General features: G+C 40.6%; 26 protein-coding genes and 2 tRNA genes. 10 read left to right on the top strand and 18 right to left on the bottom strand.

Features of this window, described 5'->3' with window-relative positions; genetic code table 11:
* Positions 1–2 precede the first annotated feature (2 nt).
* The 6 genes from MOB01S_RS03140 (at position 3) to MOB01S_RS03165 (ending at position 2,943) form a co-directional block, all read left to right on the top strand.
* Positions 3–542 (top strand): DUF6756 family protein, encoded by a 540-nt coding sequence (locus MOB01S_RS03140; RefSeq protein WP_066801527.1) that lies wholly within the window; start codon positions 3–5, stop codon positions 540–542.
* Entirely contained in the window at positions 539–1,051 is a 513-nt protein-coding gene (locus MOB01S_RS03145) for a hypothetical protein (RefSeq protein WP_066801530.1), read from the top strand. The genes MOB01S_RS03140 and MOB01S_RS03145 overlap by 4 nt, the downstream gene beginning before the upstream one ends.
* Positions 1,052–1,060: 9 nt before the next feature.
* Positions 1,061–1,294, top strand: coding sequence for a hypothetical protein (locus tag MOB01S_RS03150; RefSeq protein ID WP_066801533.1), 234 nt, complete (start codon positions 1,061–1,063; stop codon positions 1,292–1,294).
* Between the two features lie 9 nt (positions 1,295–1,303).
* Positions 1,304–2,143, top strand: a complete 840-nt coding sequence (locus MOB01S_RS03155; protein ID WP_066801536.1) for a DUF4279 domain-containing protein — start codon at positions 1,304–1,306, stop codon at positions 2,141–2,143.
* 88 nt (positions 2,144–2,231) lie between these two features.
* Positions 2,232–2,528 (top strand): type II toxin-antitoxin system Phd/YefM family antitoxin, encoded by a 297-nt coding sequence (locus MOB01S_RS03160; protein ID WP_066801539.1) that lies wholly within the window; start codon positions 2,232–2,234, stop codon positions 2,526–2,528.
* Complete coding sequence (locus MOB01S_RS03165) at positions 2,521–2,943, top strand: putative toxin-antitoxin system toxin component, PIN family (RefSeq protein WP_066801541.1); 423 nt, start codon at positions 2,521–2,523, stop codon at positions 2,941–2,943. Before MOB01S_RS03160 ends, MOB01S_RS03165 begins: the two co-directional genes overlap by 8 nt.
* Before the next feature lie 9 nt (positions 2,944–2,952).
* Here MOB01S_RS03165 and rnhB read toward each other — a convergent pair whose 3' ends face one another.
* From rnhB to MOB01S_RS03235, 14 genes are all read right to left on the bottom strand, one after another.
* Positions 2,953–3,693 carry a ribonuclease HII gene (gene rnhB / locus MOB01S_RS03170; protein ID WP_066801543.1) on the bottom strand — a complete coding sequence of 247 codons (741 nt, stop codon included), beginning with the start codon at positions 3,691–3,693 and terminating at the stop codon, positions 2,953–2,955.
* 15 nt (positions 3,694–3,708) lie between these two features.
* Positions 3,709–5,592 carry a bifunctional tRNA (5-methylaminomethyl-2-thiouridine)(34)-methyltransferase MnmC2/FAD-dependent 5-carboxymethylaminomethyl-2-thiouridine(34) oxidoreductase MnmC1 gene (mnmC, locus tag MOB01S_RS03175; RefSeq protein WP_066801545.1) on the bottom strand — a complete coding sequence of 628 codons (1,884 nt, stop codon included), beginning with the start codon at positions 5,590–5,592 and terminating at the stop codon, positions 3,709–3,711.
* A 4-nt stretch (positions 5,593–5,596) separates the two neighbouring features.
* Positions 5,597–5,992, bottom strand: coding sequence for an SH3 domain-containing protein (locus MOB01S_RS03180; RefSeq protein ID WP_066801547.1), 396 nt, complete (start codon positions 5,990–5,992; stop codon positions 5,597–5,599).
* On the bottom strand, positions 5,985–6,293 hold the full coding sequence (locus MOB01S_RS03185; protein ID WP_066801550.1) for a YciI family protein: 309 nt from the start codon (positions 6,291–6,293) through the stop codon (positions 5,985–5,987). Before MOB01S_RS03185 ends, MOB01S_RS03180 begins: the two co-directional genes overlap by 8 nt.
* A 49-nt stretch (positions 6,294–6,342) precedes the next feature.
* Positions 6,343–6,951 (bottom strand): inner membrane-spanning protein YciB, encoded by a 609-nt coding sequence (locus MOB01S_RS03190; protein ID WP_066801553.1) that lies wholly within the window; start codon positions 6,949–6,951, stop codon positions 6,343–6,345.
* Positions 6,952–7,056: 105 nt separating this feature from the next.
* Positions 7,057–7,132, bottom strand: a tRNA-Glu gene (locus MOB01S_RS03195).
* Positions 7,133–7,285: 153 nt separating this feature from the next.
* Positions 7,286–7,774 carry a YajQ family cyclic di-GMP-binding protein gene (locus tag MOB01S_RS03200; RefSeq protein WP_066801556.1) on the bottom strand — a complete coding sequence of 163 codons (489 nt, stop codon included), beginning with the start codon at positions 7,772–7,774 and terminating at the stop codon, positions 7,286–7,288.
* 32 nt (positions 7,775–7,806) lie between these two features.
* Positions 7,807–8,475 (bottom strand): ribonuclease T, encoded by a 669-nt coding sequence (gene rnt, locus MOB01S_RS03205; RefSeq protein WP_066801559.1) that lies wholly within the window; start codon positions 8,473–8,475, stop codon positions 7,807–7,809.
* On the bottom strand, positions 8,472–9,539 hold the full coding sequence (pyrC, locus tag MOB01S_RS03210) for a dihydroorotase (protein WP_066801690.1): 1,068 nt from the start codon (positions 9,537–9,539) through the stop codon (positions 8,472–8,474). Before pyrC ends, rnt begins: the two co-directional genes overlap by 4 nt.
* A gap of 139 nt (positions 9,540–9,678) precedes the next feature.
* Positions 9,679–9,768, bottom strand: a tRNA-Ser gene (locus tag MOB01S_RS03215).
* Between the two features lie 77 nt (positions 9,769–9,845).
* The gene (locus MOB01S_RS03220) at positions 9,846–10,571 is read right to left on the bottom strand and encodes a YdcF family protein (protein ID WP_245639987.1); all 726 of its coding nucleotides are present in this window, start codon (positions 10,569–10,571) and stop codon (positions 9,846–9,848) included.
* Positions 10,559–11,614: a UDP-N-acetylmuramate dehydrogenase gene (gene murB / locus MOB01S_RS03225; protein ID WP_066801565.1), complete on the bottom strand. Its 1,056-nt coding sequence runs from the start codon at positions 11,612–11,614 to the stop codon at positions 10,559–10,561. The genes MOB01S_RS03220 and murB overlap by 13 nt, the downstream gene beginning before the upstream one ends.
* On the bottom strand, positions 11,611–12,063 hold the full coding sequence (locus MOB01S_RS03230; RefSeq protein WP_066801568.1) for a low molecular weight protein-tyrosine-phosphatase: 453 nt from the start codon (positions 12,061–12,063) through the stop codon (positions 11,611–11,613). Before MOB01S_RS03230 ends, murB begins: the two co-directional genes overlap by 4 nt.
* A gap of 65 nt (positions 12,064–12,128) precedes the next feature.
* On the bottom strand, positions 12,129–13,313 hold the full coding sequence (locus MOB01S_RS03235) for an RCC1 domain-containing protein (protein ID WP_066801571.1): 1,185 nt from the start codon (positions 13,311–13,313) through the stop codon (positions 12,129–12,131).
* Between the two features lie 222 nt (positions 13,314–13,535).
* On the opposite strand from MOB01S_RS03235, the gene MOB01S_RS03240 reads away from it, so the two are divergent.
* Positions 13,536–13,769, top strand: coding sequence for a YMGG-like glycine zipper-containing protein (locus tag MOB01S_RS03240; RefSeq protein ID WP_066801574.1), 234 nt, complete (start codon positions 13,536–13,538; stop codon positions 13,767–13,769).
* Positions 13,770–13,930: 161 nt separating this feature from the next.
* Positions 13,931–14,533: a nitroreductase family protein gene (locus tag MOB01S_RS03245; RefSeq protein ID WP_066801576.1), complete on the top strand. Its 603-nt coding sequence runs from the start codon at positions 13,931–13,933 to the stop codon at positions 14,531–14,533.
* A gap of 542 nt (positions 14,534–15,075) precedes the next feature.
* Here MOB01S_RS03245 and lon read toward each other — a convergent pair.
* The 4 genes from lon to accB all read right to left on the bottom strand — a co-directional run bounded on the left by lon (position 15,076) and on the right by accB (position 21,269).
* Positions 15,076–17,475 carry an endopeptidase La gene (lon, locus tag MOB01S_RS03250; protein ID WP_066801578.1) on the bottom strand — a complete coding sequence of 800 codons (2,400 nt, stop codon included), beginning with the start codon at positions 17,473–17,475 and terminating at the stop codon, positions 15,076–15,078.
* 172 nt (positions 17,476–17,647) lie between these two features.
* Positions 17,648–19,300: a vWA domain-containing protein gene (locus MOB01S_RS03255; RefSeq protein WP_066801580.1), complete on the bottom strand. Its 1,653-nt coding sequence runs from the start codon at positions 19,298–19,300 to the stop codon at positions 17,648–17,650.
* A 94-nt stretch (positions 19,301–19,394) separates the two neighbouring features.
* Positions 19,395–20,744 carry an acetyl-CoA carboxylase biotin carboxylase subunit gene (accC, locus tag MOB01S_RS03260; protein WP_066801582.1) on the bottom strand — a complete coding sequence of 450 codons (1,350 nt, stop codon included), beginning with the start codon at positions 20,742–20,744 and terminating at the stop codon, positions 19,395–19,397.
* 99 nt (positions 20,745–20,843) lie between these two features.
* Positions 20,844–21,269: an acetyl-CoA carboxylase biotin carboxyl carrier protein gene (gene accB / locus MOB01S_RS03265; protein WP_066801585.1), complete on the bottom strand. Its 426-nt coding sequence runs from the start codon at positions 21,267–21,269 to the stop codon at positions 20,844–20,846.
* 261 nt (positions 21,270–21,530) lie between these two features.
* Here accB and MOB01S_RS03270 point away from each other — a divergent pair, with 261 nt between their 5' ends.
* Entirely contained in the window at positions 21,531–21,824 is a 294-nt protein-coding gene (locus MOB01S_RS03270; protein WP_066801589.1) for a hypothetical protein, read from the top strand.
* 21 nt (positions 21,825–21,845) lie between these two features.
* On the top strand, positions 21,846–22,334 hold the full coding sequence (locus MOB01S_RS03275) for an LPS-assembly lipoprotein LptE (RefSeq protein WP_066801592.1): 489 nt from the start codon (positions 21,846–21,848) through the stop codon (positions 22,332–22,334).
* Positions 22,335–22,339: the final 5 nt, after the last annotated feature.

Here is a 22,339-nt window from a genome sequence, read left to right on the forward strand (position 1 = left end):
TTATGACCTATCCTTATGTTAATGACAATGGCAAACGCCGAGCCAATCATAAAGAATGGGACGAGATACGAGCGGAATTATCTCAATTAAAAGTTAAATTGCAATTAACTGATGATGAATTTCGCTTGTTATCGCCTTATGATAATTGGCGTGAAATTCAAAATAACATTTATAAAAATTTTTGTAAAATAACTCATTATAATAAATTACCAATTATTTGGCAATCTTTTAAAAATGAGTTTTATTTTATAGATAAATTGGCAGACCCTTATGAGCATTTAAATGGGCTAATTGATGACAATGAGAAAATTTGGTTTATTGTATCTTATGCTTATGATAGTAAACTTTGGTTTTATGAAGGCAAAATGTCAGTCATTCAAAAAGTGCTTGATGAGATAAGTTTTTATCCTACGGAATGTTATTTTGTTTCCAAAAAATACCAATGGTTAATTGTCATCAATCACGCATATACCTTAATTGGTACAGGCGATATGGTTGAGCCTTTAAAAAATTTGTCAAAAAATTTAAATGGTGATTTATGAAAAGTTTACAAAATTTACTCAATGACAATCGGCTGATGTCATTAACCGTACCTTATGGTTGGTTGATGATAAAAAATAATCTGTTTGATGTGGATTTGGATTGGCTCAATGAATTGGAGCATACCAATAATGACGATTATTTTATGCTAATGGAGTTTTATTTTAAATATAATGTCTTTAATGCTTATTTTAATTTTGTAAATAATGGCATTATTTCAAAATATGAAGGTATCAATTTGTATGTTTATAGTTATACAATTGTAGAAAATGACAAAATTATCCGTTTGGAATACGATGTTGATTTATCTATAAACACAAAACGCACAAGAAAAGGCAATGTTGATTTGAGTTCTGTGCATTCCTATGGTAAGCGGTTTTTAACATTTGATGATGTTAAAAATGCACTCAATCGCTTAATGATAATGGTATCTTTTGATATTGAAAAAATGCTTCAAAATAATGATTTCTCAAAATTTGAGACATTATTAGAACGCAATGATTTGGTATAAGGATAAGTTATGAAAACGCAAAAATCCCTAATTAAACTTGGGCAAGCATTAGAAAAAAATCCCAATCTAATCGCCCAGTCGCAAAAACCCATTAAACCCAGAAATTATCTTGCCCTAAATCCGCTATTACAAAAAGGCGGATTGCACGATAAAGATGATGTTGCTCTTGCCCGTAAAAAACAAAGACGGCAAACTCGGCAGGATTTAAGAAAAACTGATTGGTTAAATCAATCTGATATTTAGGAGTAATTTATGGAACAAACTTATTTTTATTTAACCATTACAGGTAATGGCAACGCTCATGAAATTAAAGAGCAGTATAATTTGTCCGAGTTTCAGGCCTATAATCAAGGCGATTATGATGAATGTTATGGTTATTTGCAATATCAAACGATGTGTTTGCGTTACCCAGAGTTTCTAGATGATAATAAGCCAAAAGATATATTATCTAAAAGAATTGTGGGTAAATTATTAAAATTGCCCAAAGAATTTAAAATCACGGTTTATGCGATTTATCATACTTCAACCGACAGTCTATCACACGGATTTTTTATAGAAGAGCAGGATATTAGAGCATTGGCATTATTAAAAGCGGATTTTATAATGTGTTCTAAATTACATTATTTTCCATTGCATTATGATTATCCAAATACTGTCATAGATGAACATATTTTTAATAAAGAGCCTGATATTATTACCGAAAGAAAGGCTTGTTTTATGGTAAGTAGTTATCAATATAGAATTGATGAGATTGCAAAAAAAATTGGATTTATGAGCAATGATGAATCTTTTAATGTTGGCGATAAAAGATTTGTGAATGGTAAGTCTTGTGTTTATTTTTCATCATTTAAGTATAAAGCCTTAAAGGGCAATAATTTAAATGAAAAAATTAAACATTTGGCTGATGAATTATATCCTTATAAAGACAATATTTTATCATCAGCGAATGATATGGATATAGAATGCTGGGTTAATATTTCGGGAAGTATGCCAGATGAATATCAATTAACCATTGCTCACGAAACACTATTAAAATTTGCCCAAATGCGATTATCGTTGGATTTTAGGATGTATTTTGAGAATGGGTATTGAGTTACTGAATCAACTCCAAAATGGGGTTGATTTTTTGGTATTTTTCTATAAAATAGTAAAAAATACCCTTTTATATAGGAAAAACACAATGCTAACCGTAACTTCTGGGAGCTTGCAGACCAAGTTTGGTGAGATTTCCAACATTGTCAAAAGTCGTGAGCCTGTGATAATTACCGAGCAAGACAAGCCAACGATGATGTTGATGGCTTATGATGATGGTATGGAGATTTTACGCCAATACCACGCCAAAAAATTCATTGCTTTTTTGGACGAGCGAGCCAACAATAATGAATACACAAGTGATGATGAATTGGCGGATTTATTGGCGATGATTGATGAAGAGCGAAATTTGGTTTATCAAGAGAAGTTAGCTAACAATGCCTGATATTTTTATTAAACCGCCAATTGTTATTGATACCAATTTACTCATTAGTGCAATGATTTCGCCAAATTCTATCATTCACGAAGTATTAAAAAAGGCGTTGGAAGACCATACAATTTGCACTTCACAAAAAACCTTAGATGAATTTTTGGAAGTGGCAACAAGAGATAAATTTTTACGCTTTTTTAGAAATATTGCCGATAGAGATAAGTTTATTGCATTTATTATTCAAGTCAGTAAAATTATTGAGCCAGCTTATCGTGTGAATGATTGCCGAGACCCAAAAGATAATATGTTTTTGGAAGTGGCATTAACTTGCAATGCAATTTATTTGGTGAGTGGCGATAAAGATTTATTGTCCTTAAATCCTTATCATCATATTCAAATTATTACCCCTGCACAGTTTTTGGAAATTTAATATTCCAATTCAAAACAACTCCCCCTGCCCATTTGCAATCATCGTCCGCATGGGATTAAAACTTTTACGATGCTCTTTTAATATGCCATATTGCATAATCGCATCACGATGGGCTTTACTGGCATAGCCTTTATGTTTGTCAATCTGATAATTGGGGTAGAGTTTGGCATATTCATTCATGATGTTATCACGGTAAACTTTTGCCAATATACCGGCACAGGCAATACTGCTATGTATGCCATCACCTTTAATTAATGTTTGGATATTTTTTTGAAAATTTTTGAAATTATCAGACAATATTGGCGTAGCATTGCCATCAATTAAAATATTTAAATTGTTATTTGGGTTTATTTGATTGATAATGATTAAATTTTCAATTGCCAATCGCATGCCGAGTAGAGTTGCTTGATAAATATCAATCTCATCAATCACAAAGGCAGGAACATCAATGATGGCATAACTTTGACAATATTGTTTGATGGGTTCAAATAATTGATTTCGCTTTTTTTCAGATAATTTTTTACTGTCATTAATCATTGAAAATGACGTATTTGATAAATCTATTTTTCCAAATTCGCCCGTCAGATGATTGTCCAAAATTACCGCCCCCACCGTCATTTGACCAAATAAAGAGCCACGACCCACCTCATCAATACCAATCACAATGGTATTGCTATTTAATTCATGATTTTTATGGCAAATGATTTGGCAATCATTGAGGTGGGTGTTTTGGGTGTGGGCTTTTATCATGGTACAGTATTATATCTAGTAATTTTGATCAATGGGTTTTTGTAATCTTGGGCGATTGGGTTTTAATTTGTCAAGGAGTGTTTGGCTAATTGGTATCGGCTCATCAAGAATTTGACTGGCTAATACATCTGCACACAATGGAGCAAAACAAAAACCTTTTGAACCCATGCCGTAAATAGTATAAACTTGGCTATTTTGTTTGTCAATTTGCCCCATAATATTTCCTACTAAGGGGTGATAATCGGGTGTTTGGGCTCTAATACTGGCACGACCTTGTAAATCATTTGTGTGAATATTTAATTGTTTGGCGATGTTGGGTAGGCTTTGGTTTAATTTATCCAAATTAAACTGATGTTCATCAGCTCGTACACTTGTGTCTGTATCATTACGTACAAAACTTGCCCCCATTAAAAAGACGTTATCATCATTTTTAGTAAAAGTTGCACAATAGCCGTCATATTTAATGGGGGTTTCTAATGATTTTAATTGGGCTAATTTATCATTGATATGTAACCATGAGATTTGCCCGCGTATTTTTCTAGGATTAAATAAAGCATTGTTTAATAAATAACTTTCAAATCCTGCACAAATTACAGCTATGTCTGATGATAATTGTTCATCATCATTATTTATAATGACTTGATTGTCATTTTGATGAATGCCTGTAACATGAAATGTTTTAAAATGAATTAAAGGGTGGGATAAAATAAATTTTGCCAGTTTTTGGGTATCAATTAACCCTGCTTTGGCAATAAAAGTATTGATGATTTGCTGATTAAAATCGTCATTGTCCGAATTAAAGTCATCATTAATGATATGAATGAGTTCATTAGGATAATCTTTAACCAAATTTGCCAATTTCTCATGTGATTTTTGGGTGGGTAGCATAAAATCCACCACCCCTGTTTGACTAAAAATCTCATCATCAGCAAGGGTGTTTAGCGTGCGATAAATCCGCTCACTGTACAAAAAACTTATCGTCGATAAATGGTGGGCGACTTCGCTGATTTGCGTGAGTTTGGGGGCGAACAGGGCTTTGGGGTTGCCTGACGCACCTGCGAGCGGGGCGGTTTTGTCCACGAGTGTAACAGCAACGCCACGACTGGCAAGGGCATGGGCGGTAAATAGTCCTGACACGCCCGCCCCGATGACAGTGGCGGTTTTGGGCGTGGGTGTGGGGGCGAAGTCGCCTGTAAAATGGGCGGTTATCATCTCTCGTTTACGCCCAAAGCCTTTGATTTTTTGGACATTCATGCCAATGCCCTGTAAGGCACGGCGAACCGCTCCGCTACTCGTAAAAGTGGCAAGGGTGGCGTTGGGTTTGGATAGATGTTTAATTTGATTAAAAATACCCTCAGACCATAGTTCACTGTTTTTGGTAGGGGAAAAGCCATCCAAAAACCATGCATCTGCTTTGGCATTCATCTGCACAAAACTTTGATAAGCGTCCCCAAACCATAAGTCAAGTACGATGTTGCTAAAGTGTAGGCGATGACAGCCCAATAACATCAAGGGGTAGTTGCTGATGAGTGTTTGGGCAAAAGCAAAAATGTCGTCATTTTGCCAAACAGATAAGGCGGTCATAAGGTCGGGTTTGGTGAGAGGGTATTTTTCTGTACTGATAAAGTAAAGGCGAGCGGAGGGTGGGGCGGTTTTTTGCCATAAAAGACAAGTTGCCAAAAAATTCAATCCTGTACCAAAACCTGTCTCAATGATGGTAAAGGATTGACTTTCTTGTAAATTTGCAAATCTGCAAGGTAGGTCATTGCCTTGTAAAAAGACATATTCGGTCTCGGCAAGACCACCTGTTTTTGAAAAATAAACATCATCAAAGGCGGTGGAAACTGGCGTGATGTTGCCTTGTTCATCTGTTTGCCATGTGATATTTGCAGAAATCATCATATCACCAATCGGATTTGTTTTTATTGACGATAAACCACACCGAACCGATGCCAACAAACAGTCCTGCCAATACACTCATGGCACCATAAAAGAACATTTGTCCACTACGCTCATTTACCAGTACATTAACCTGTGTGGTCAGCTCATCAACCCTGCTTTGAAGTTCGGCATTTTTAGCAAGCAAGTCGGTATTGGCTTGCGACAATTCGCTTTCATCAGGCTTTTGAAGCTCTGCCAGTGTGGGGTTTTTGGGGTTATGAGGGTTGGCAGGGACAGATAGGGTGGTTTTTTCTTTATCCTTACCCTTGCTGTCCTTATCTTTGCTGTCATTTTGTGCGTGTGATGTCATGACATTGCATGCTAAAATAACACATAAAGCAATGATAATTTTATTCATGCGTATCTGCCTGTGGTAGGACTTGCACAAAAGGGCGAACGTCCACATGACTGTATACACCGCCATGCAAATACGGCTCATCAGCAACCCATGCCCGTGCTTGCTCGATGTCGTCAAAATGGGCAATGATAAGACTACCGCTCATGGCGGGTTCACCGTGAGATATGGGTGTAGGACCTGCCACAACAATGCGGTTCTGGGCGTGTAGGGCGGTCAGGCGTTCTACATGAGCAGGGCGAATTTCGGATCGTTTGGCAGTACTGTCCGCCACATCATGTCCAATAATAGCAAATAAAGGCATAATCATTCCTCATGTTTGTTAAAGTATATTTGGGTTATTTTTTGGTGGTTTATTCTATTTTAAAGTGTTTGCGAAGTATGATAAACATAGCTATCATAAAGGTTATCATCACAATCATATCACCAAAGGCGGTAAATTCTCCCCAATATTCGCCTCCTTTAAAGATAAAGGCAAAAAATGTATGTAGGCTTGCCATTAAGACAAATAGTCCCACCCATGCCCAGTTGAGTTTTGTCCAACCTGATTGGGATAAACTTAAAATGGGGTCAAATAACTTATGAATGATGGGCTGTTTATTTTTGTTAAATAAGGGTGAGATGGCAAGTCCGATGGCAAAAGCAAGATTAATCAGTACTGCTTTTAAGCGAATGTAGTAATCATCGCTTAAAGCTAATGTTAGACCACCAAACACTACTGTCATGAGCAGAACAAACCACTGCTGTTTGTCCAAGCGAAATTTTTGACTGATAAATAAATAGCCATATACAAGCAAGGTGGCGATGACCAGTCCAAGTGTACCCACCAAAATGTGATTGTTATCTACGCCACCTGATAGCCCAAATGTGGTTAAAAGTGGGTGGTTGGCATCCATTTTATCGGTTTTTTTATAAAGGATAAAAAATATGATGAGTGGAATAAAATCAAGTAGGGGTTTCATGGGTATTTTGGTTTGGTAAAATGGTTATTTTACATGGTTTTGGTGGAAAAAACCACCGCCATTCAAACAAAAATCCCTAAGCTCATTGCTTAGGGATTATAAAATTGGCACTCCATAGGGGATTCGAACCCCTGTTACCGCCGTGAAAGGGCGATGTCCTAGGCCTCTAGACGAATGGAGCATCTTAACTTTTGAACGCTTTCACCGTATCTCTCAAAAGTGGCGTTATTATAGCAAATTATTTGTATCCGTCAAGGAAAATTTTTCTAAAATGATTAAAAAGTTTATAACTTTATGAATATTAATCATTTTTTAAAGATTAATTTTTGACAAATTAATCTTTAAAGTTGTTGAATTGTAGTGGTACACCAAAAGATTTTTCCTTTAAAAACGCCATGCACGCTTGTAGATTGTCTTTTTTCTTGTCAGATACACGGATTTTGTCGCCTTGAATGCTGGCTGATACTTTTAAATCACTTTCTTTGACGGCTTTACTGATTTTTTTGGCGGTGTCTGAATCTAGACCATCTTTTAGATTGATGGTTTGTTTGGTATGTTTGCCTGACCCTACTTTTTCTTTTGGGTCTAAACATTGCAAATCCACGCCACGTTTGATGAGTTGTTTTTCAAAAATGGCATAGACGTTGTCAGCTTGTAATTCGTTGTCGCAGGTTATGGTTACGGTTTTGTTTTTGTCGTTAAGCTCTACTGTGATGTCGCTACCTTTGAAGTCAAAGCGAGTAGCAATTTCTTTATCGGTATTGCCAATGGCATTGCGGACTTCTTGGATATTTAATTCTGAAACGATGTCAAATGAGGGCATGATTTTCTCCTTTAAATGGTTTTAATAAGATATTACAAAACTTCATCATGATTTGTGTCGGTCTGCGTCTCGCAGGCAATCGGCAACATTGGCAGTTCATTAAAAATTTGACAAAACAGCTCTGCCGTCTTTTGGGTGTCGTACAAAGCAGAATGGGCGTGGTCGTTGTCAAATTCAATTCCCGCCATTTTGCAAGTTTTGGCAAGTACGGTATGCCCATAAGCCAAAGCCGATAGACTTGCGGTATCTAGCACGCTAAAGGCGTGAAAGGGCGATTGGCTTTTTGAGTTGGTGCGGGCAATTAAGGCATTTAAAAACGCCAAATCAAAATGGGCATTGTGTCCAACCAAAATACATTGACGGCAACCGTGGGCGTTTTTGATTTCTTTTAGTGCCTTAAAAATCTTGCGAATGGCTTGCTTTTCATCTTGGGCAATGCTTTTTCTAAATGGGCTATCTAGTTTGATGCCTGTAAATTCCAAAGATGATTGTTCCAAGTTTGCCCCAGCAAAAGGCTCAAGATGGGCATTAAAAGCCTCGCCTTGATACAATTTGCCTGTTTCATTCATCAAAATTGGAATGCAGGCAATCTCAAGCAGAGCGTCTGTTTGGGCGTTAAAGCCTGCCGTTTCCACATCAACAACAACAGGCATAAAGCCACGAAAGCGTTTGGCAAGGGGGGATTTTTCTTTATCGCTCATTGTACCGACCACGCCAAAGTTTGTCCTGCCATTAGAGGGGTTAGATGTTTGCCATCAAGGTAGGGGTAATTATCAGGGATTAATTGTTCTTTTTTGATAAGGGTAATGGTGTTTTGATTGACGGGCAAGCCGTAAAATAAAGCCCCAAAACGACTTGCAAAATTTTCAAGTTTATCAAGAGCATCCACACTTTCAAAGGCGGTGGCATACAAAGCTAAGGCGTGTGGGGCGGAATAACAGCCAGCACAGCCACAAGCATTCTCTTTGGTGTGGGTTGCGTGTGGGGCAGAGTCCGTGCCTAAGAAAAATTTGGGATTGCCAGAGGTGGCAACTTCCAAAAGGCGTTTTTGGTGTGTTGCTCGCTTTAAGATTGGCAGGCAATAAAAGTGCGGTTTGACACCACCAACCAGCAAATGATTGCGGTTAAAAAGCAAATGTTGGGGGGTAATGGTTGCCCCAATATGCTGACCTTGTGCCAAACAAAAGTCGGCAGCATCGGCAGTGGTGATATGCTCCATTACGATTTTAAGATTGGGGAAATTTTTGATGATAACAGATAAAATTTCGTCCAAAAAGCGTTTTTCACGGTCAAAAATATCAACATCGCTATGGGTTACTTCACCGTGAACCAGCAGGGGAATGCCGTGCTTTTGCATTGCTTCAAATACTGCCCCACGCCCCAAAATGTTGGTAACGCCATCGGCTGAATTGGTCGTTGCACCAGCAGGGTAGAGCTTGACGGCTTGCACCACGCCTGATGCTTTGGCACTGGCAATTTCATCGGCACTGGTGTGGTCAGTAAGATATAAAACCATTCTTGGGTCAAATGTTGCCTTTTTGTGTTCATCAATATCTGCCTGTGCCAATGCCGTCAAAATCCGCTCACGGTAGGCAATCGCTTCAAGGGTTGTTTTGATGGGCGGGACAAGGTTTGGCATACAAATGACACGGTGAAAGCTCATCGCTGCGTGCGGTACGGTGGTGGCAAGCGCTTCATTATCTCGTAAGTGGATGTGCCAATCGTCTGGGGCGGTGATGACAAGTTTTTGGGTTAAAGTGGGCATGGGTATGGTCATGGCAAACTTGATGAGGATGGAATTGATATTTTAAGGGTTGGAGGAATTTTGTCAAGGTAAAAATATGGCTAATTTTATCACTGTATCGGTAATAAAAAACCGCCCAATTAAGGGCGGTTTCATATAATGGCGGAAGCTGAGAGATTCGAACTCTCGGAGGACTCGCACCCTCGCCGGTTTTCAAGACCGGTGCATTCAACCGCTCTGCCAAGCTTCCAATGAGTGCGTATTATATAGAAAAATTGGCATATTGCAAGCACTTTTTTAAAAAAGTTGCTAAATTTTTGATTTTAATCAAAAAAATGAAAAGACTTTGGGCTGTCGTCTGGGTGTGCTAATCTCTTCAATGGTGATTTGGTTGGCGGTTCGGCAGTTTTTTTGGGGGTGAAAAATATCTCGTGCCAATGCCACTATTTCGTAGATTGTTCTGCGTGAGTGAATCAAGTTGTTGTCTATATTTGTCCATGAGGTTGGCATGGCAAGGGGGGCAGGCTGTGGTATCGTGGCAACCCCTGCTTTGGCAAATTGGCGTCTGGCTCGTGCCATGTGATAGCGGTCTGTGACTAAATAGACGCTGTCGGTTAGCTCGTGATGGGTGAGCAGTTTGGCGGTAAAAATGGCATTTTCGCAGGTATTCATACTAGCGTTGTCGCTGATGATGGCAGCATGAGGCAAGGAGGCTTTGATGTGTTCGTGCATCCATGGGGATTCTGCACCACTGGTGATGATGGGTAGTGGTTGTTGCGAATACATGGCAATGGCGGAATCAGCACGGCTTTGGCTATAATGGTTGAGTGCGATGTCTTGGTTTTTTTTGGTTAGCCCTCCTCCCAATACGGTGATGGCGGTGGCAGTGGTGGGGGTTTTGAGGGTAAATTTGCTAAATGTATCTAGTGCCAATACACCCACGTCTGAAAAAATGGGTGTAAATACCGATAAGGTAACCAGTGAGCTAAATATCATCAGCACCCTGACAAACCGCCAAATTTTTCGCCAAGCCCCCATGACTAATCTACCCAAACAGGCTCACGCACCAAATTAATACCAAATTTATCATGTACTGCCATGATGATAAAATCTTGGGCGGTTTTAATGTCTTGTTGTGTGGCGACATATGGAGCGTGATTGGTGAGTACCAAGGCTTGGTTTTGGTGAGTGAGAATGGGGAAAATGCCTTTGCCCTTTAAGCCTGCTTTGTCAATCAGCCAACCTGCGGGTAGTTTGACAAGGTCATCATTAACGGGGTAGCTAGGTAAGTCAGCAAATTTCTCTTTTAAATGGATAAAATCCTGCATGGGGATAATGGGATTTTGGAAAAATGAGCCACAATTTGCCAAAACCGTAGGGTCTGGTAATTTAGCTTGACGAATTTGCACCACTGCATTAAATACATCAATAGGGTGGGGCGTGGGGCGTGCGTTTTGGTTGGCAAAATGCTGGGCGACTTGTGCCAAATCACCATAATTTGTAATAACTTTGTCAGTATTTTTGTGAAGTTTGAATATCACATGACTAATCAAGTAGCGGTTTGGGTTGTCTTTAAAAATGCTGTGGCGATAATCAAAATGACAATCAGTATTATCAAACGTACATTGCTTGCCACTTGTTAAATCGATGGCGATGACTTTTTCAATAAAATCAGAGACTTGTATGCCGTATGCTCCGATGTTTTGGATAGGGCAGGCTCCCACCAATCCAGGTATGAGAGCGAGATTTTCAAGCCCATACCAACCTCTATTTAGGCAGGTTTGTATAAACGTGTGCCAATGTTCACCGCAAGCGACCTGTACCGTAATGTCGTTATCATTCTCATTTATGATATCAATGCCTATGAGTTTGGGTAGTAGCACCATCGCATGAAGTTTGCTTGGTAAAATTACATTGCTACCACCTGACAACACAAACAATGGCAAGCCATGCTCTTTGGCGACATTATTTGCAAAGATAATATCATCACATAATGTCTTGGCATCATCAAGTGGTAGGGCATAACGTGCCATGCAGGATAATGCCATGGTGTTGTGGTGGGATAAGTCGTAGTCAAGGATAAGGCGGTGTGTCATTGGGGGTGTTTCCAAGTATCAATCCAGTGTTTGCTGGCTTGCTCAATATGCTCAAACATCACATCAAAGTCGCTGATGTTGCCATAATAGGGGTCAGCCACAGGTGTGCGGTCAAATGCTCCCACACGAGCGGTGGCATTAGCAGGCATGATTTTGCGGATATCGTCTAGGTTGTTTTTGTCCATCGCAAAGATAACATCAAAATCATAAAAATCTTGTATGGTAAGCTGTCTGGCTCGCAAATGCGACAGTTTATAACCCAAACCTTCGCCCACTTCTATGGCTCGGCTGTCAGGGGCTTTGCCCACATGATAATCGGCTGTTCCTGCTGAATCAAAGTGGATTTTGAGAAAATTGTCATGGGCAAGTTTGGTCATCACTGCCTCAGCAGAGGGGCTACGGCAGATGTTGCCAAGACAAACAAACAAAACAGAACGGGGTGTGTTCATGGCACGCTCCTTTGGGGTAATGGGTTATTGTAGCATATTTTGGGGTGGTGGGGGTGGGTTTTGGGTTAATGGGTTGTAAATAGGGATTTTTCAGGTGTAAACACATACTCTTTATAAAAAGTATCTATCGCTTTTCCTGTACCTCTTTGCCCATATCTATTGCCTTCCCAAGCCCATACTTCGCCATTTTTTGTTAGTAATGCGGATATATAGGCATTTCTTACAAAAGAAACAGCCATAAGATTGTTTGCGATAAGTGTGGGTTTGGTGATTTTATACATTGATGATTCGCCAGCATTTGGGCTTTTGCCCACCAAATAATCTCCCCAAATGTACAAATCACCATTAACGGTGTTTGCTGAGAAATTGGATATATTGACAACTTGTGATAAACCCTTAACTCTTCTTGGCAATAAAAGTGCTTTATTATTGGTTTCTTCCGCTATTGTTTCTAAATCGCCCCAAGCCCAAACTGTACCATCATCAAGCAAGGCAAAATCTGTGATGCCATGAGCAAAATCTACCACTTTTTTATCAAAAGGAATTTGACATATCTCGCCTTGTTCTGATTGATGAGTTTTTTGAAAACCTTCCTTGCAAGCTGTTGTAAAAAGATTGCCATCTTTGTCTAAGGCTAAAATATAGCCAGAATTGGCATCTACCCTAGCAATGTTTTTTAATCCTGAAATTTTGATTGGTGCTGATACTTGTTTGTCTTGTAAATTTTTTAAAATTTTCCATTCATTACTTCCCAAATAGAACACTTCGCCATTTTTGTTTAAAAATACAGATGAGCCAGAACCAGCACTAATATCCACGATATCCTCCACCCCCTCTATCCTCCTAGGTTTATAGATAAAATCACTGTCATCATTGGGGTCTACATAACCATCATAATTACTTCCCCAACCCCAGACACTGCCGTCCTTTTTAAGCATTAGTATGTGTCCAATACCAGCTGAAACAGCAACCACATCAGTTATGCCTTCTACCTGCTTTGGGGTAGGGTCAAATCCACCCGATGCAATATTGCCACTACTGCCATCCCAAGTCCATAATGTCCCATCGTCTTTTACGCCAACAGCAGTTGTGGCAGTCATCGCTACTTTTTTAGGTTCTATGATAATGTCTAAAGGTTTTTCTAATGGCGTGTCAGGAATGTTGGCGGTGGGGTATTTGTCATTACAAGCTGTTAGGGCAACAGATAGACATAAAAAAAGAGCGGATAGAATTTTAGTGGGTGTTAACATGGTAACTTCTCCTTGTGAGGGCTTGTGGGATTATACGTTGGTTTGGGTGGTTTGTATAGCCAAATGTTGGGTGGTTATGATAAACTGCTCTGATAAATTTAAGTAACGTAATTTACCAAAAAATCACACAAACACCACCACAAACTACAACCAATTATCTTGTGGTAAGGCAAGCGTTCTATAATCAAAATAATTTCCAACCGCTCTTTTTGAGGATTTTTTATGAAAAAGTTATTCGTTGCCATTTGTGGTGCAAGCCTGCTTTTGACCGCTTGTGCTACCACCAATCCACAAACCAACACCCAAACCCGTAATACTGTACTAGGTAGTGCTGCTATCGGTGCCGCCATCGGTGCATTGAGTCAAACTGATGACGGTGATCGCAAAGACATCGGTAAGGCTGCCGCCATCGGTGCGGTAACTGGTGCTGGTGCAGGTTATGCCATTACTCGCTAATATGATGAGATAAAAAACGCCCTAATGTGGGGCGTTTTTTTATTTGATGGATGAATTTTTCAAGGTTTCTTGTTAGGAAATGATACATTTCCAAATATTGATTGTTTTTTGGTAAAATCCGTTTATAATGATAAAAATTTTCATTAACAAGAGAGACGATTATGTCAAAAACTACCCTACAAACGGTTGCCGAAACTCGCCGTTCGGTCTATGCCCTAAACAAAAACCTACCCATCAGCACCAATGATATTAACCAAATCGTTGAGCATGCATTGCTACACACCCCATCATCATTTAACTCTCAATCTACTCGCCTAGTGGTACTTCATGGGGCAGAGCATGAAAAGCTGTGGGAAATTGCTAAGGCTGAACTTGCCAAAATCGTCCCTGCTGACAAATTTGCCCCTACCGAAGCCAAGCTAAATATGTTTAAAGCAGGTGCGGGTACGGTGTTATTTTTTGAAGATACAGACGTGGTAAAAGGTCTACAAGAGCAGTTTTCTGCCTATGCCGACAACTTCCCAATTTGGGCTGACCATGCCAATGCGATGACTCAATATGCCATTTGGACAACGCTTGCTAGTGAAAATGTGGGTGCAAACTTGCAACATTATAACCCTGTGATTGATGCCAAAGTGGCCAGCACTTGGGACATTCCAGCCAACTGGCAACTAAGAGCTCAGTTGGTGTTTGGTGGTATTGAAGCTCCTGCTGGTGAGAAAAGTTTCGCTCCTGTGGCAGACAGACTTAAAGTGTTTGGTTAATTTATGGAGCAAAAAGAGATGGGAGACCATCTCTTTTTTTTGATTAAAGTACGCCTAGTACATTCAAATTTGATAGGGTTTTGAAGTGAATTGGGATAAAAATAAGAACAATCATACTTTTTTTAAAGAAAAGCTTGCAGTTGATATTCATCATGCCAACAAGAGCTTTGACGATAAAATCACCCAATCACCCAATCTGATAAAATTAAAATCAACCTTAATTTATGGAATTAAGTGGGCTAGGTAGCCATTTTTAATGCAAAAACACAACTGTGTGCTATGTCAAGTGCCAACATGCGATAGAATGTTCTCTTATCTACTCTTTGCTAAGGGGGGTGGTATGTATTTTGGATTTATAATGTCATTCTAAAATATACCAAAACAATCTAAAATTACCACAAATTTATTTTCAGCGGTAGGGGCAAATTACAACTTATCCCCTACAATCCGTAGTGGATTTAAGTTCGTTGGGTATATATTCAAAGTTATTTTAACACCACAAAAACAGGGCGGTATTGAAACCGCCCTATTTTGCCACTTCATCAACTTCTTAATGTTTGTTCATCTGATTTGATGACGATACTAGGTTTTAGAGGCATGAGCGGAGAGACAAGAGCGAATTTTAGCACTTCGTCAATCGTCTCAACTGCTTGAATGGTTAAGCCTTCTTTGACGTTGTCAGGAATATCCGCCAAATCTTTTTCGTTAGATTTGGGGATAAGCACCAAAGAAATTCCACCACGATGGGCAGCAAGCAGTTTTTCTTTTAATCCACCAATTCGCAAAACCTTGCCACGTAATGTTACCTCACCTGTCATGGCAATATCAGGGCGAATGGCAATCCCTGTCAATGCTGACACGATGGCGGTGGTAAGGGCGATACCTGCTGAAGGACCATCTTTGGGGGTTGCCCCCTCTGGCATATGGATATGCACGTCTGTTTCTTTGACCTTGTCATAGCTGATGCCATAACGTTCACCGCCTGCACGAGCCACACTCATGGCGGCACGAATGGACTCTTTCATGACATCGCCCAGACTGCCTGTAAAAATCAACTCGCCCTTACCTGCCATTGTTGCAGTCTCAATGGTGAGTAGTTCACCACCCACCGAAGTCCAAGCAAGCCCTGTAATGCGTCCAACCTCTGGCTCTTTTTCTGCCAAGCCATAATCATAAGGTTTTACCCCCAGATAATCAGTGATGTTATCATCATTAATGATGATGGGTTCGCTTTTGCTGTCTTTGTTAGGTGTTGTGTCGTATTTTTCAACTTGGGCTCGTACCGCTTTACGGCTGATTTTGTTGATTTCACGTTCTAGGTTGCGTACGCCTGCCTCACGTGTATAGTGGCGAATGATGCTTGTTACCGCTTCGTTGGTGATGTCAAGCTCATCTTTGCCTAGCCCGTTTTGTTCTAGGGATTTTGGTGTAAGATAATTTTGGGCGATTGCCAGTTTTTCATCTTCGGTGTATCCTGGCAGACGAATGACTTCCATGCGGTCAAGCAAGGCTGGCGGAATGTTCATGCTGTTGGCAGTACAAATAAACATAACCTCTGACAAATCCAAATCTAGGTCAAGATAATGATCGTTAAAGGCATTATTTTGTGAGGGGTCAAGCACTTCTAGTAGGGCAGATGCTGGGTCGCCACGATAATCCTGTGCCATTTTGTCAATTTCATCTAGTAAAAATAACGGATTTTTGACTTCTACTTTTGCCAATGATTGTACGATTTTGCCTGGCATTGCACCAATATAAGTACGGCGATGCCCACGAATCTCTGCTTCATCTCGCACACCACCAAGTGCCATACGCACAAATTTACGCCCTGTGGCACGAGCAATGCTCTCACCAAGCGAAGTTTTACCCACCCCCGGAGGACCGACAAGGCACAAAATAGACCCTTTAATTTTGTTGACACGAGATTGTACTGCCAAATATTCTAAAATGCGATCTTTAACATCATCAAGCCCATAATGGTCTTTGTCTAGCGTCTCTTTGGCGGTGGTTAAATCAATGCTAACTTGGGTGGATTTGTTCCATGGTGTATCTAAAATCCACTCCACATAGCCACGCACCACGCTTGCTTCTGATGAACTTGATGGCATTTGTTTTAATTTTTTAAATTCATTTTGGGCTTTTTTGCGAACATCTTCTGGCAAATCAGCGTCATTGAGGCGTTTTTCAAGTTCACTGTCATCATCATCAAAGCCATCGTTTAAATCTGATAATTCAGACTTGATGGCTTTCATTTTTTCGTTCAAAAAATATTCACGATGGTTGTTTTCCATCTGTTTGCGAACGTCCTCTTGGAGTTTGTTTTCAATGGCTTGTTCGGCTTGATTTTTGATAAAATAGTCATTTAAAATTGACAAGTACTCATCCACATCTGCACCGCTTAGAATGCGTTGTTTGTCTGCTAAGGGCATGGCAGTACGGGTGGCAACAAAATAGATAAGTTCTAGCAAATCATCAATGCGACTTGCCACACGCATAAGTTCACGAGCATTGCGTAGGTTGCTATCAGCATAATCACCAAACAATCCAAGCAATAGGGCTTTTTGGGTGTCGCTGTCGGCTGGGAGATTTTCTACTGCTTCTTCGCTAAATGTCGCCAAAAAGATGTCTTTATCTTCTACTTTTTCAACTTTGGCACGAGTGACGCCCTCAATCAGTACTTTGAGCGTTTTGTTGTCGCCATCATGAGGCATGGTGCTGACCACTCGGCAAAGTGTGCCATAATCGTGGAGGTTGTCAGTGTTGATTTCTTCGGTGAGCGAGTCTTTTTGGGAAACGACCAAAATCTGACCGTTGTGGTCTTTTTGGGCGATTTCAATGGCTTGAATGGACTTTTCACGTCCCACAAATAGGGCAATTTGCATATGCGGATACACCACCACATCACGCACAGCAAGTAATGGTAAGGTTTGGTTATCAGACATGATAAACTCCAAATAAATTCTTATAATGTTTGCCTGTTATGGTGGCAGACGTGATAAATTGCAAGGGGGTGGGTGAATTTACTTGGCTTATTATCGTGATATGGAAAATGTGATGTTAAAAAACACCATTTTGAGTATCCACCCAAAATGGTGTGTGATATGGGCAGTTTTGTTATTTGCTTGGAGTTAAACCATCTGCCAATTCTATGAGCTTCACAAACTCATGCCGTAGTCCTTGTTCATCTTTGCCAAGTCCGCTTTGGGCAAGTTTTTTACTGTCAGCAAAATGCCAATCGCCCACATAGGGACTTTGGGTTAAAAGTTGCCCAAATCCTGCCACCGCCATCGCAAATTTTAAATCATGACTTGGCTTGGTAACTTGATTTTTGATTGGAAATTCAATCAGTTTTGAGGTGTTACCATTGGGGGATTTGTAGCGGATTTTTAGATAGCCCAGTTCATCGCTCTTTTTGTTATCTATTGTTTTGGGTTGATAACGACTGTCGTCTAACATACCTTTTTGATGGGAAGGGGTTATCTCAAACAATGCCACCACTGCCTTGCCTGCCCCCAAATCACCTGCGTCCACCTTGTCATTGTTAAAATCCTCGCTTGCCAGCACTCGGTTTTCATAGCCGATAAGTCGCCATTCTTTGACGGTATTAGGGTTAAACTCTACTTGCACCTTGACATCTTTGGCAACGGTATTAAAGGTTGCTGACATCTCATCAATCAAGGCTTTTTTGGCTTCAGATAGGCTGTCAATGTAGCTATAATTGCCATTGCCATTATCTGCCACTTGTTCCATCATATGATCATTTAAATTACCCTGCCCAAAACCAAAAGTGGATAGTGATACACCACTGTCTCGTTCACGGCGAATGATTTCTAACATATCATCAACATCAGACACGCCAACATTAAAATCACCATCGGTCATCATCAAAATGCGGTTAATGCCATCTTTTTTAAAGGCTTGGCGAGCTTGGGCATATGCAAGTTTAATGGCTGCTTCGCCATTGGTAGAGCCACTTGCTGTTAAGTGGTCAATGGCAGACATGATTTTGGCAGTTTCTTTGCCACTTGTTGCAGGCAGGACGATTTCGGTATTGCCTGCATAGGTGATTAGACTTATTGTATCTTGTTCTCTTAGGTTTTTGGTGAGCATTTTTAGGGAGGCTTGGACGAGGGGTAGTTTGTCATTTTCATCCATTGAGCCTGATACATCAACCAAAAAAACTAAGTTGGCAGGTGGCAATTCATTGTTTTTGCTAAATTTATCTGCTGTGGGGTCATCGGCTTTAATGGCGATTTTGATGATGTGATTGGTTTGTTTCCAAGGTGAGCTGACCGTTTCGGTGCTGACTAAAAATGGTGCATCATTTTGGCGAATGGCTTGGCTAAAATCATAATTAAAATAATTAATGAGTTCTTCAATCCGCACGGCATTAGTGGGCGGTAACGCACCGTCATTTAAATGTCGTCTGGTGTTGGCATAACTGCCTGTATCGGTATCAATGCTAAATGTGGCAAGGGCATTTTTGGTGGTGTCGTTAATTGGATTGGGGGTTTTGTCTTGGTAATTTTCGTGATTGGGTGGTGTGTATGCCACCTCCGCTTGTCTGTGCATAGAGTAGTGAGCCATCTGTTTTGCTTGGGTATTTATTATTGGGGCGGAGGCAATATCATTGGCTTGGGCAATGGTGCTTGTGGTGGCTTCGGCGACATCGTCAGTTTGGGTGGAAGTTTTGGGTGAGCTACACGCACCAATCAGGGCGGTTAAAACACACAGGCTTATTGTTTGAATGGTGAATTTGGCGGTCATTGGGATTTCCTTATAAAATTGGGAATTTATTTTGACATCAATTTGGCGTGGTGGCTTTGTGAATAAAATCCCCAAGCCAGACTTGGGGATTTTATTAGTGCGAAGTGGATTTTAACAAATGATTCTCTAAATAATGGATATTTTGAGCTTCTTCGTAAAACGCTTCGTCCACCAAAATCTTATCACGGTGCAAGGCGATGTTGGTCTTAATGCCTTCAATAACAAGTTCATCAAGCGAATGCAGGCTTTTGGCGATGGCTTGCTTTCTGGTTTGGGCGTGGCAGATGAGTTTGCCAATCATTGAATCATAATAAGTTGGAATGGTATAGCCTTGATACAAATGACTGTCAAAGCGTACGCCAGAACCGCTAGGAGCAAACAGGCGGTTAATCGTACCGGGGGAGGGCATAAAGGTGTTTGGGTCTTCGGCATTGATACGGCATTCAATGGCGTGCCCACGAATGGTAATTTCGTCTTGATGATAAGAAAGCCCATAGCCTGAGGCGATTTTGAGCTGTTCTACAATAATGTCAATGCCTGTAATCATTTCGGTAACAGGGTGTTCTACTTGGACACGGGTATTCATTTCAATAAAGAAAAATTCTTCATTTTCGTACAAAAATTCAAAAGTCCCCGCCCCACGATAATTTATCTGCTCGCAGGCACGCACACACGCATCCAAAATCGGCTGTTTGACATCGTCAGGAATGCCAGGGGCTGGAGCTTCTTCTAGCACTTTTTGATGACGGCGTTGCAGTGAACAATCACGGTCAAACAGGTGCAAGGCATTGCCATCGCCATCGCCCAAAACCTGTACTTCTACATGGCGAGGGTTTTTTAAGAATCTTTCCATATAGACGGTATCATCGCCAAAGGCGGTTTTGGCTTCGGCTTTGGCGGCTTGTACTTGGGGCAATAGCTCCTCAAAGCGTTCCACCACACGCATTCCTCGTCCACCACCACCTGCGGCTGCTTTGACGATTAAGGGAAAACCGATTTTTTTGGCTTCTTCTTCGGCATTTTGTAGGGTGATTGACCCTGCCGAACCTGGCACGGTGGGAACGCCTGCTTTTTTCATTGCATTGATGGCAGAAACCTTGTTGCCCATTAGCCGAATATGGTCAGCGGTAGGGCCGACAAAGGTTAGCCCTGCTTCTTCTACGCTTTCGGCAAATTTGGCATTTTCGGACAAAAATCCGTAGCCAGGGTGAATGGCATCTGCCCCTGTGATTTCAGCGGCGGCGATGATACGGCTAATATCAAGATAGCTTTGGGGGGAAGGGGGGTTGCCAATACAGACCGCTTCATCACAAAATTTTAGGTGCATAAGGTCTTTGTCGGCAGTAGAATACACGCCAACGGTTTGTATGCCAAGTTGTTTGCAGGCACGGACAATGCGTAAGGCGATTTCACCACGGTTGGCGATGAGTAGTTTTTTAATCATTATAAATCCTTATTTATCAAAAACTTAACACAATTCTTAATCTAACTTTGAGCAAAGGGCAATGCCTTAAACCTTAGGTTAAGAATGAGCTAATGTTACTTATGATTTATAACGAAACACAGGCTGGTCAAATTGCACCACTTCGCCATTTTTGACCAAAATTTCTTCAATAATACCATCTTGGCTGGCTTCTAGCGGATTCATAATTTTCATCGCTTCAATAATGCCAAGCTGTTGCCCCTTGACCACGCTTTGCCCAACTTTGACAAAGGGCGGGTCATTGGGGCTTGGTGCAGAATAAAACACGCCGACCATTGGCGATTTTTCTACCACGCCAGAGACTGCTTTGGGGGCAGGGGCGGTGGGTGTATTGCTGGGTGTGATGGTGGTTTGGGGTATGGCAACCGTTTGTACTGCAACATTGCGAGTTAGATGAATGTAGTCGCCTTTTTTGCCGTATTCAAGACTAGCTAGGTCTTTTTCTTCCATCAAGTCAATAAGTTCACGAATTTGTTTGATGTCCATCATCATCACCTTTAAAACTAAATCAAAAATGGTTAATTGTAACAAATTTTTTCAAAATCGCCTAGCATTTTGCAGGGTATTTTTATTAAAAAAATTATGGTGTATATAGTGTACATTCGTTTTTAATTATTTCAAGTATTTTTATGTAAATTTTTATCACAAACCAAACAAAGTGCCAAAAAAAGGCGTTGTAAAATTTTACACAATCATGTAGGAATTAGGCTATAATAAGCAAATTTTTATGATTTGCTGTCCCTATCCATGTCAAAAACCAAACTGTTTAGTCTACTTTCCAACCTTGCCATTTTAGCCAATTTAGTTGTGGGATTTTTACAGATTCATTGGCTCATCATTCCTGTGTTTGCAGGGATACACGCCGTATTGCGTTTGGCTTACCTAAAAGCAGAAAGCGAACTTGTGGTGCATGATGAAAACACCACCCAAACCACCATCGCACCGCCTATGGTGCGAAACATCGCCAGCGTGGTAACGGCGGTGATTTTGGCGTTGGCGACTTATTGGATAGGTTATGGCGTGGCGTATTTTGTTAAATAAGCACAAAAATCAGGAAAATTCATGTTAAAACAATTCGTTGTATCCATATCGTGTGTGTCAGTGCTGGCGTTGTCTGGGTGTGGATTTGCCCTACGTGGTACAGACAAAAGCCTACATGTCGCCCCCCAACATCAAAGTGTAGAATTGACCAGCGATGAGACGGCAGACGCATTTGCACTAAAACAACCACTGACCAAACACCTACAAGTGCGTGGCATCACAACAAATTCTGCCAACAACCACATTCACTTACAAAATGTGCGTTTTCGCCGATATGATTTTGTGGGGACTTTGACCGAAGTGCGGTTGGTGCTGATGGCGGACGTGGTGTATCAATTTGGTGATAAAAAATACCAATATCCCTTGCAAGTGGAGCGTAGCTATCAGTACAACGAAGCAAGCGTGGTAACAGATGATGGTCAAGACAGGCAGACCAGAGTATGGTTGTATGACCATCTATCCGAGCGTATCGCCGAGCAGTACCGAGCGATTGCCAAGTCCATTCAATAATGTGC

This window comes from Moraxella oblonga NBRC 102422, assembly GCF_001598275.1.
In the GTDB taxonomy this organism is placed as follows: domain Bacteria; phylum Pseudomonadota; class Gammaproteobacteria; order Pseudomonadales; family Moraxellaceae; genus Moraxella; species Moraxella oblonga.

What these genes read in the sequence shown, in the direction of transcription:
- MOB01S_RS03150 (WP_066801533.1), top strand. Translation starts at nt 1,061, where the DNA reads ATGAAAACGCAAAAATCCCTAATTAAACTTGGGCAAGCATTAGAAAAA.
- rnt (WP_066801559.1), bottom strand. Translation starts at nt 8,475, where the DNA reads ATGAGCGATAAAGAAAAATCCCCCCTTGCCAAACGCTTTCGTGGCTTT.
- MOB01S_RS03200 (WP_066801556.1), bottom strand. Translation starts at nt 7,774, where the DNA reads ATGCCCTCATTTGACATCGTTTCAGAATTAAATATCCAAGAAGTCCGC.
- pyrC (WP_066801690.1), bottom strand. Translation starts at nt 9,539, where the DNA reads ATGCCCACTTTAACCCAAAAACTTGTCATCACCGCCCCAGACGATTGG.
- MOB01S_RS03235 (WP_066801571.1), bottom strand. Translation starts at nt 13,313, where the DNA reads ATGTTAACACCCACTAAAATTCTATCCGCTCTTTTTTTATGTCTATCT.
- MOB01S_RS03155 (WP_066801536.1), top strand. Translation starts at nt 1,304, where the DNA reads ATGGAACAAACTTATTTTTATTTAACCATTACAGGTAATGGCAACGCT.
- MOB01S_RS03140 (WP_066801527.1), top strand. Translation starts at nt 3, where the DNA reads ATGACCTATCCTTATGTTAATGACAATGGCAAACGCCGAGCCAATCAT.
- accB (WP_066801585.1), bottom strand. Translation starts at nt 21,269, where the DNA reads ATGGACATCAAACAAATTCGTGAACTTATTGACTTGATGGAAGAAAAA.
- MOB01S_RS03190 (WP_066801553.1), bottom strand. Translation starts at nt 6,951, where the DNA reads ATGAAACCCCTACTTGATTTTATTCCACTCATCATATTTTTTATCCTT.
- MOB01S_RS03230 (WP_066801568.1), bottom strand. Translation starts at nt 12,063, where the DNA reads ATGAACACACCCCGTTCTGTTTTGTTTGTTTGTCTTGGCAACATCTGC.
- MOB01S_RS03165 (WP_066801541.1), top strand. Translation starts at nt 2,521, where the DNA reads ATGCCTGATATTTTTATTAAACCGCCAATTGTTATTGATACCAATTTA.
- MOB01S_RS03255 (WP_066801580.1), bottom strand. Translation starts at nt 19,300, where the DNA reads ATGACCGCCAAATTCACCATTCAAACAATAAGCCTGTGTGTTTTAACC.
- rnhB (WP_066801543.1), bottom strand. Translation starts at nt 3,693, where the DNA reads ATGATAAAAGCCCACACCCAAAACACCCACCTCAATGATTGCCAAATC.
- MOB01S_RS03185 (WP_066801550.1), bottom strand. Translation starts at nt 6,293, where the DNA reads ATGCCTTTATTTGCTATTATTGGACATGATGTGGCGGACAGTACTGCC.
- MOB01S_RS03245 (WP_066801576.1), top strand. Translation starts at nt 13,931, where the DNA reads ATGTCAAAAACTACCCTACAAACGGTTGCCGAAACTCGCCGTTCGGTC.
- MOB01S_RS03160 (WP_066801539.1), top strand. Translation starts at nt 2,232, where the DNA reads ATGCTAACCGTAACTTCTGGGAGCTTGCAGACCAAGTTTGGTGAGATT.
- MOB01S_RS03240 (WP_066801574.1), top strand. Translation starts at nt 13,536, where the DNA reads ATGAAAAAGTTATTCGTTGCCATTTGTGGTGCAAGCCTGCTTTTGACC.
- MOB01S_RS03180 (WP_066801547.1), bottom strand. Translation starts at nt 5,992, where the DNA reads ATGAATAAAATTATCATTGCTTTATGTGTTATTTTAGCATGCAATGTC.
- accC (WP_066801582.1), bottom strand. Translation starts at nt 20,744, where the DNA reads ATGATTAAAAAACTACTCATCGCCAACCGTGGTGAAATCGCCTTACGC.
- MOB01S_RS03270 (WP_066801589.1), top strand. Translation starts at nt 21,531, where the DNA reads ATGTCAAAAACCAAACTGTTTAGTCTACTTTCCAACCTTGCCATTTTA.
- murB (WP_066801565.1), bottom strand. Translation starts at nt 11,614, where the DNA reads ATGACACACCGCCTTATCCTTGACTACGACTTATCCCACCACAACACC.
- mnmC (WP_066801545.1), bottom strand. Translation starts at nt 5,592, where the DNA reads ATGATTTCTGCAAATATCACATGGCAAACAGATGAACAAGGCAACATC.
- lon (WP_066801578.1), bottom strand. Translation starts at nt 17,475, where the DNA reads ATGTCTGATAACCAAACCTTACCATTACTTGCTGTGCGTGATGTGGTG.
- MOB01S_RS03275 (WP_066801592.1), top strand. Translation starts at nt 21,846, where the DNA reads ATGTTAAAACAATTCGTTGTATCCATATCGTGTGTGTCAGTGCTGGCG.
- MOB01S_RS03145 (WP_066801530.1), top strand. Translation starts at nt 539, where the DNA reads ATGAAAAGTTTACAAAATTTACTCAATGACAATCGGCTGATGTCATTA.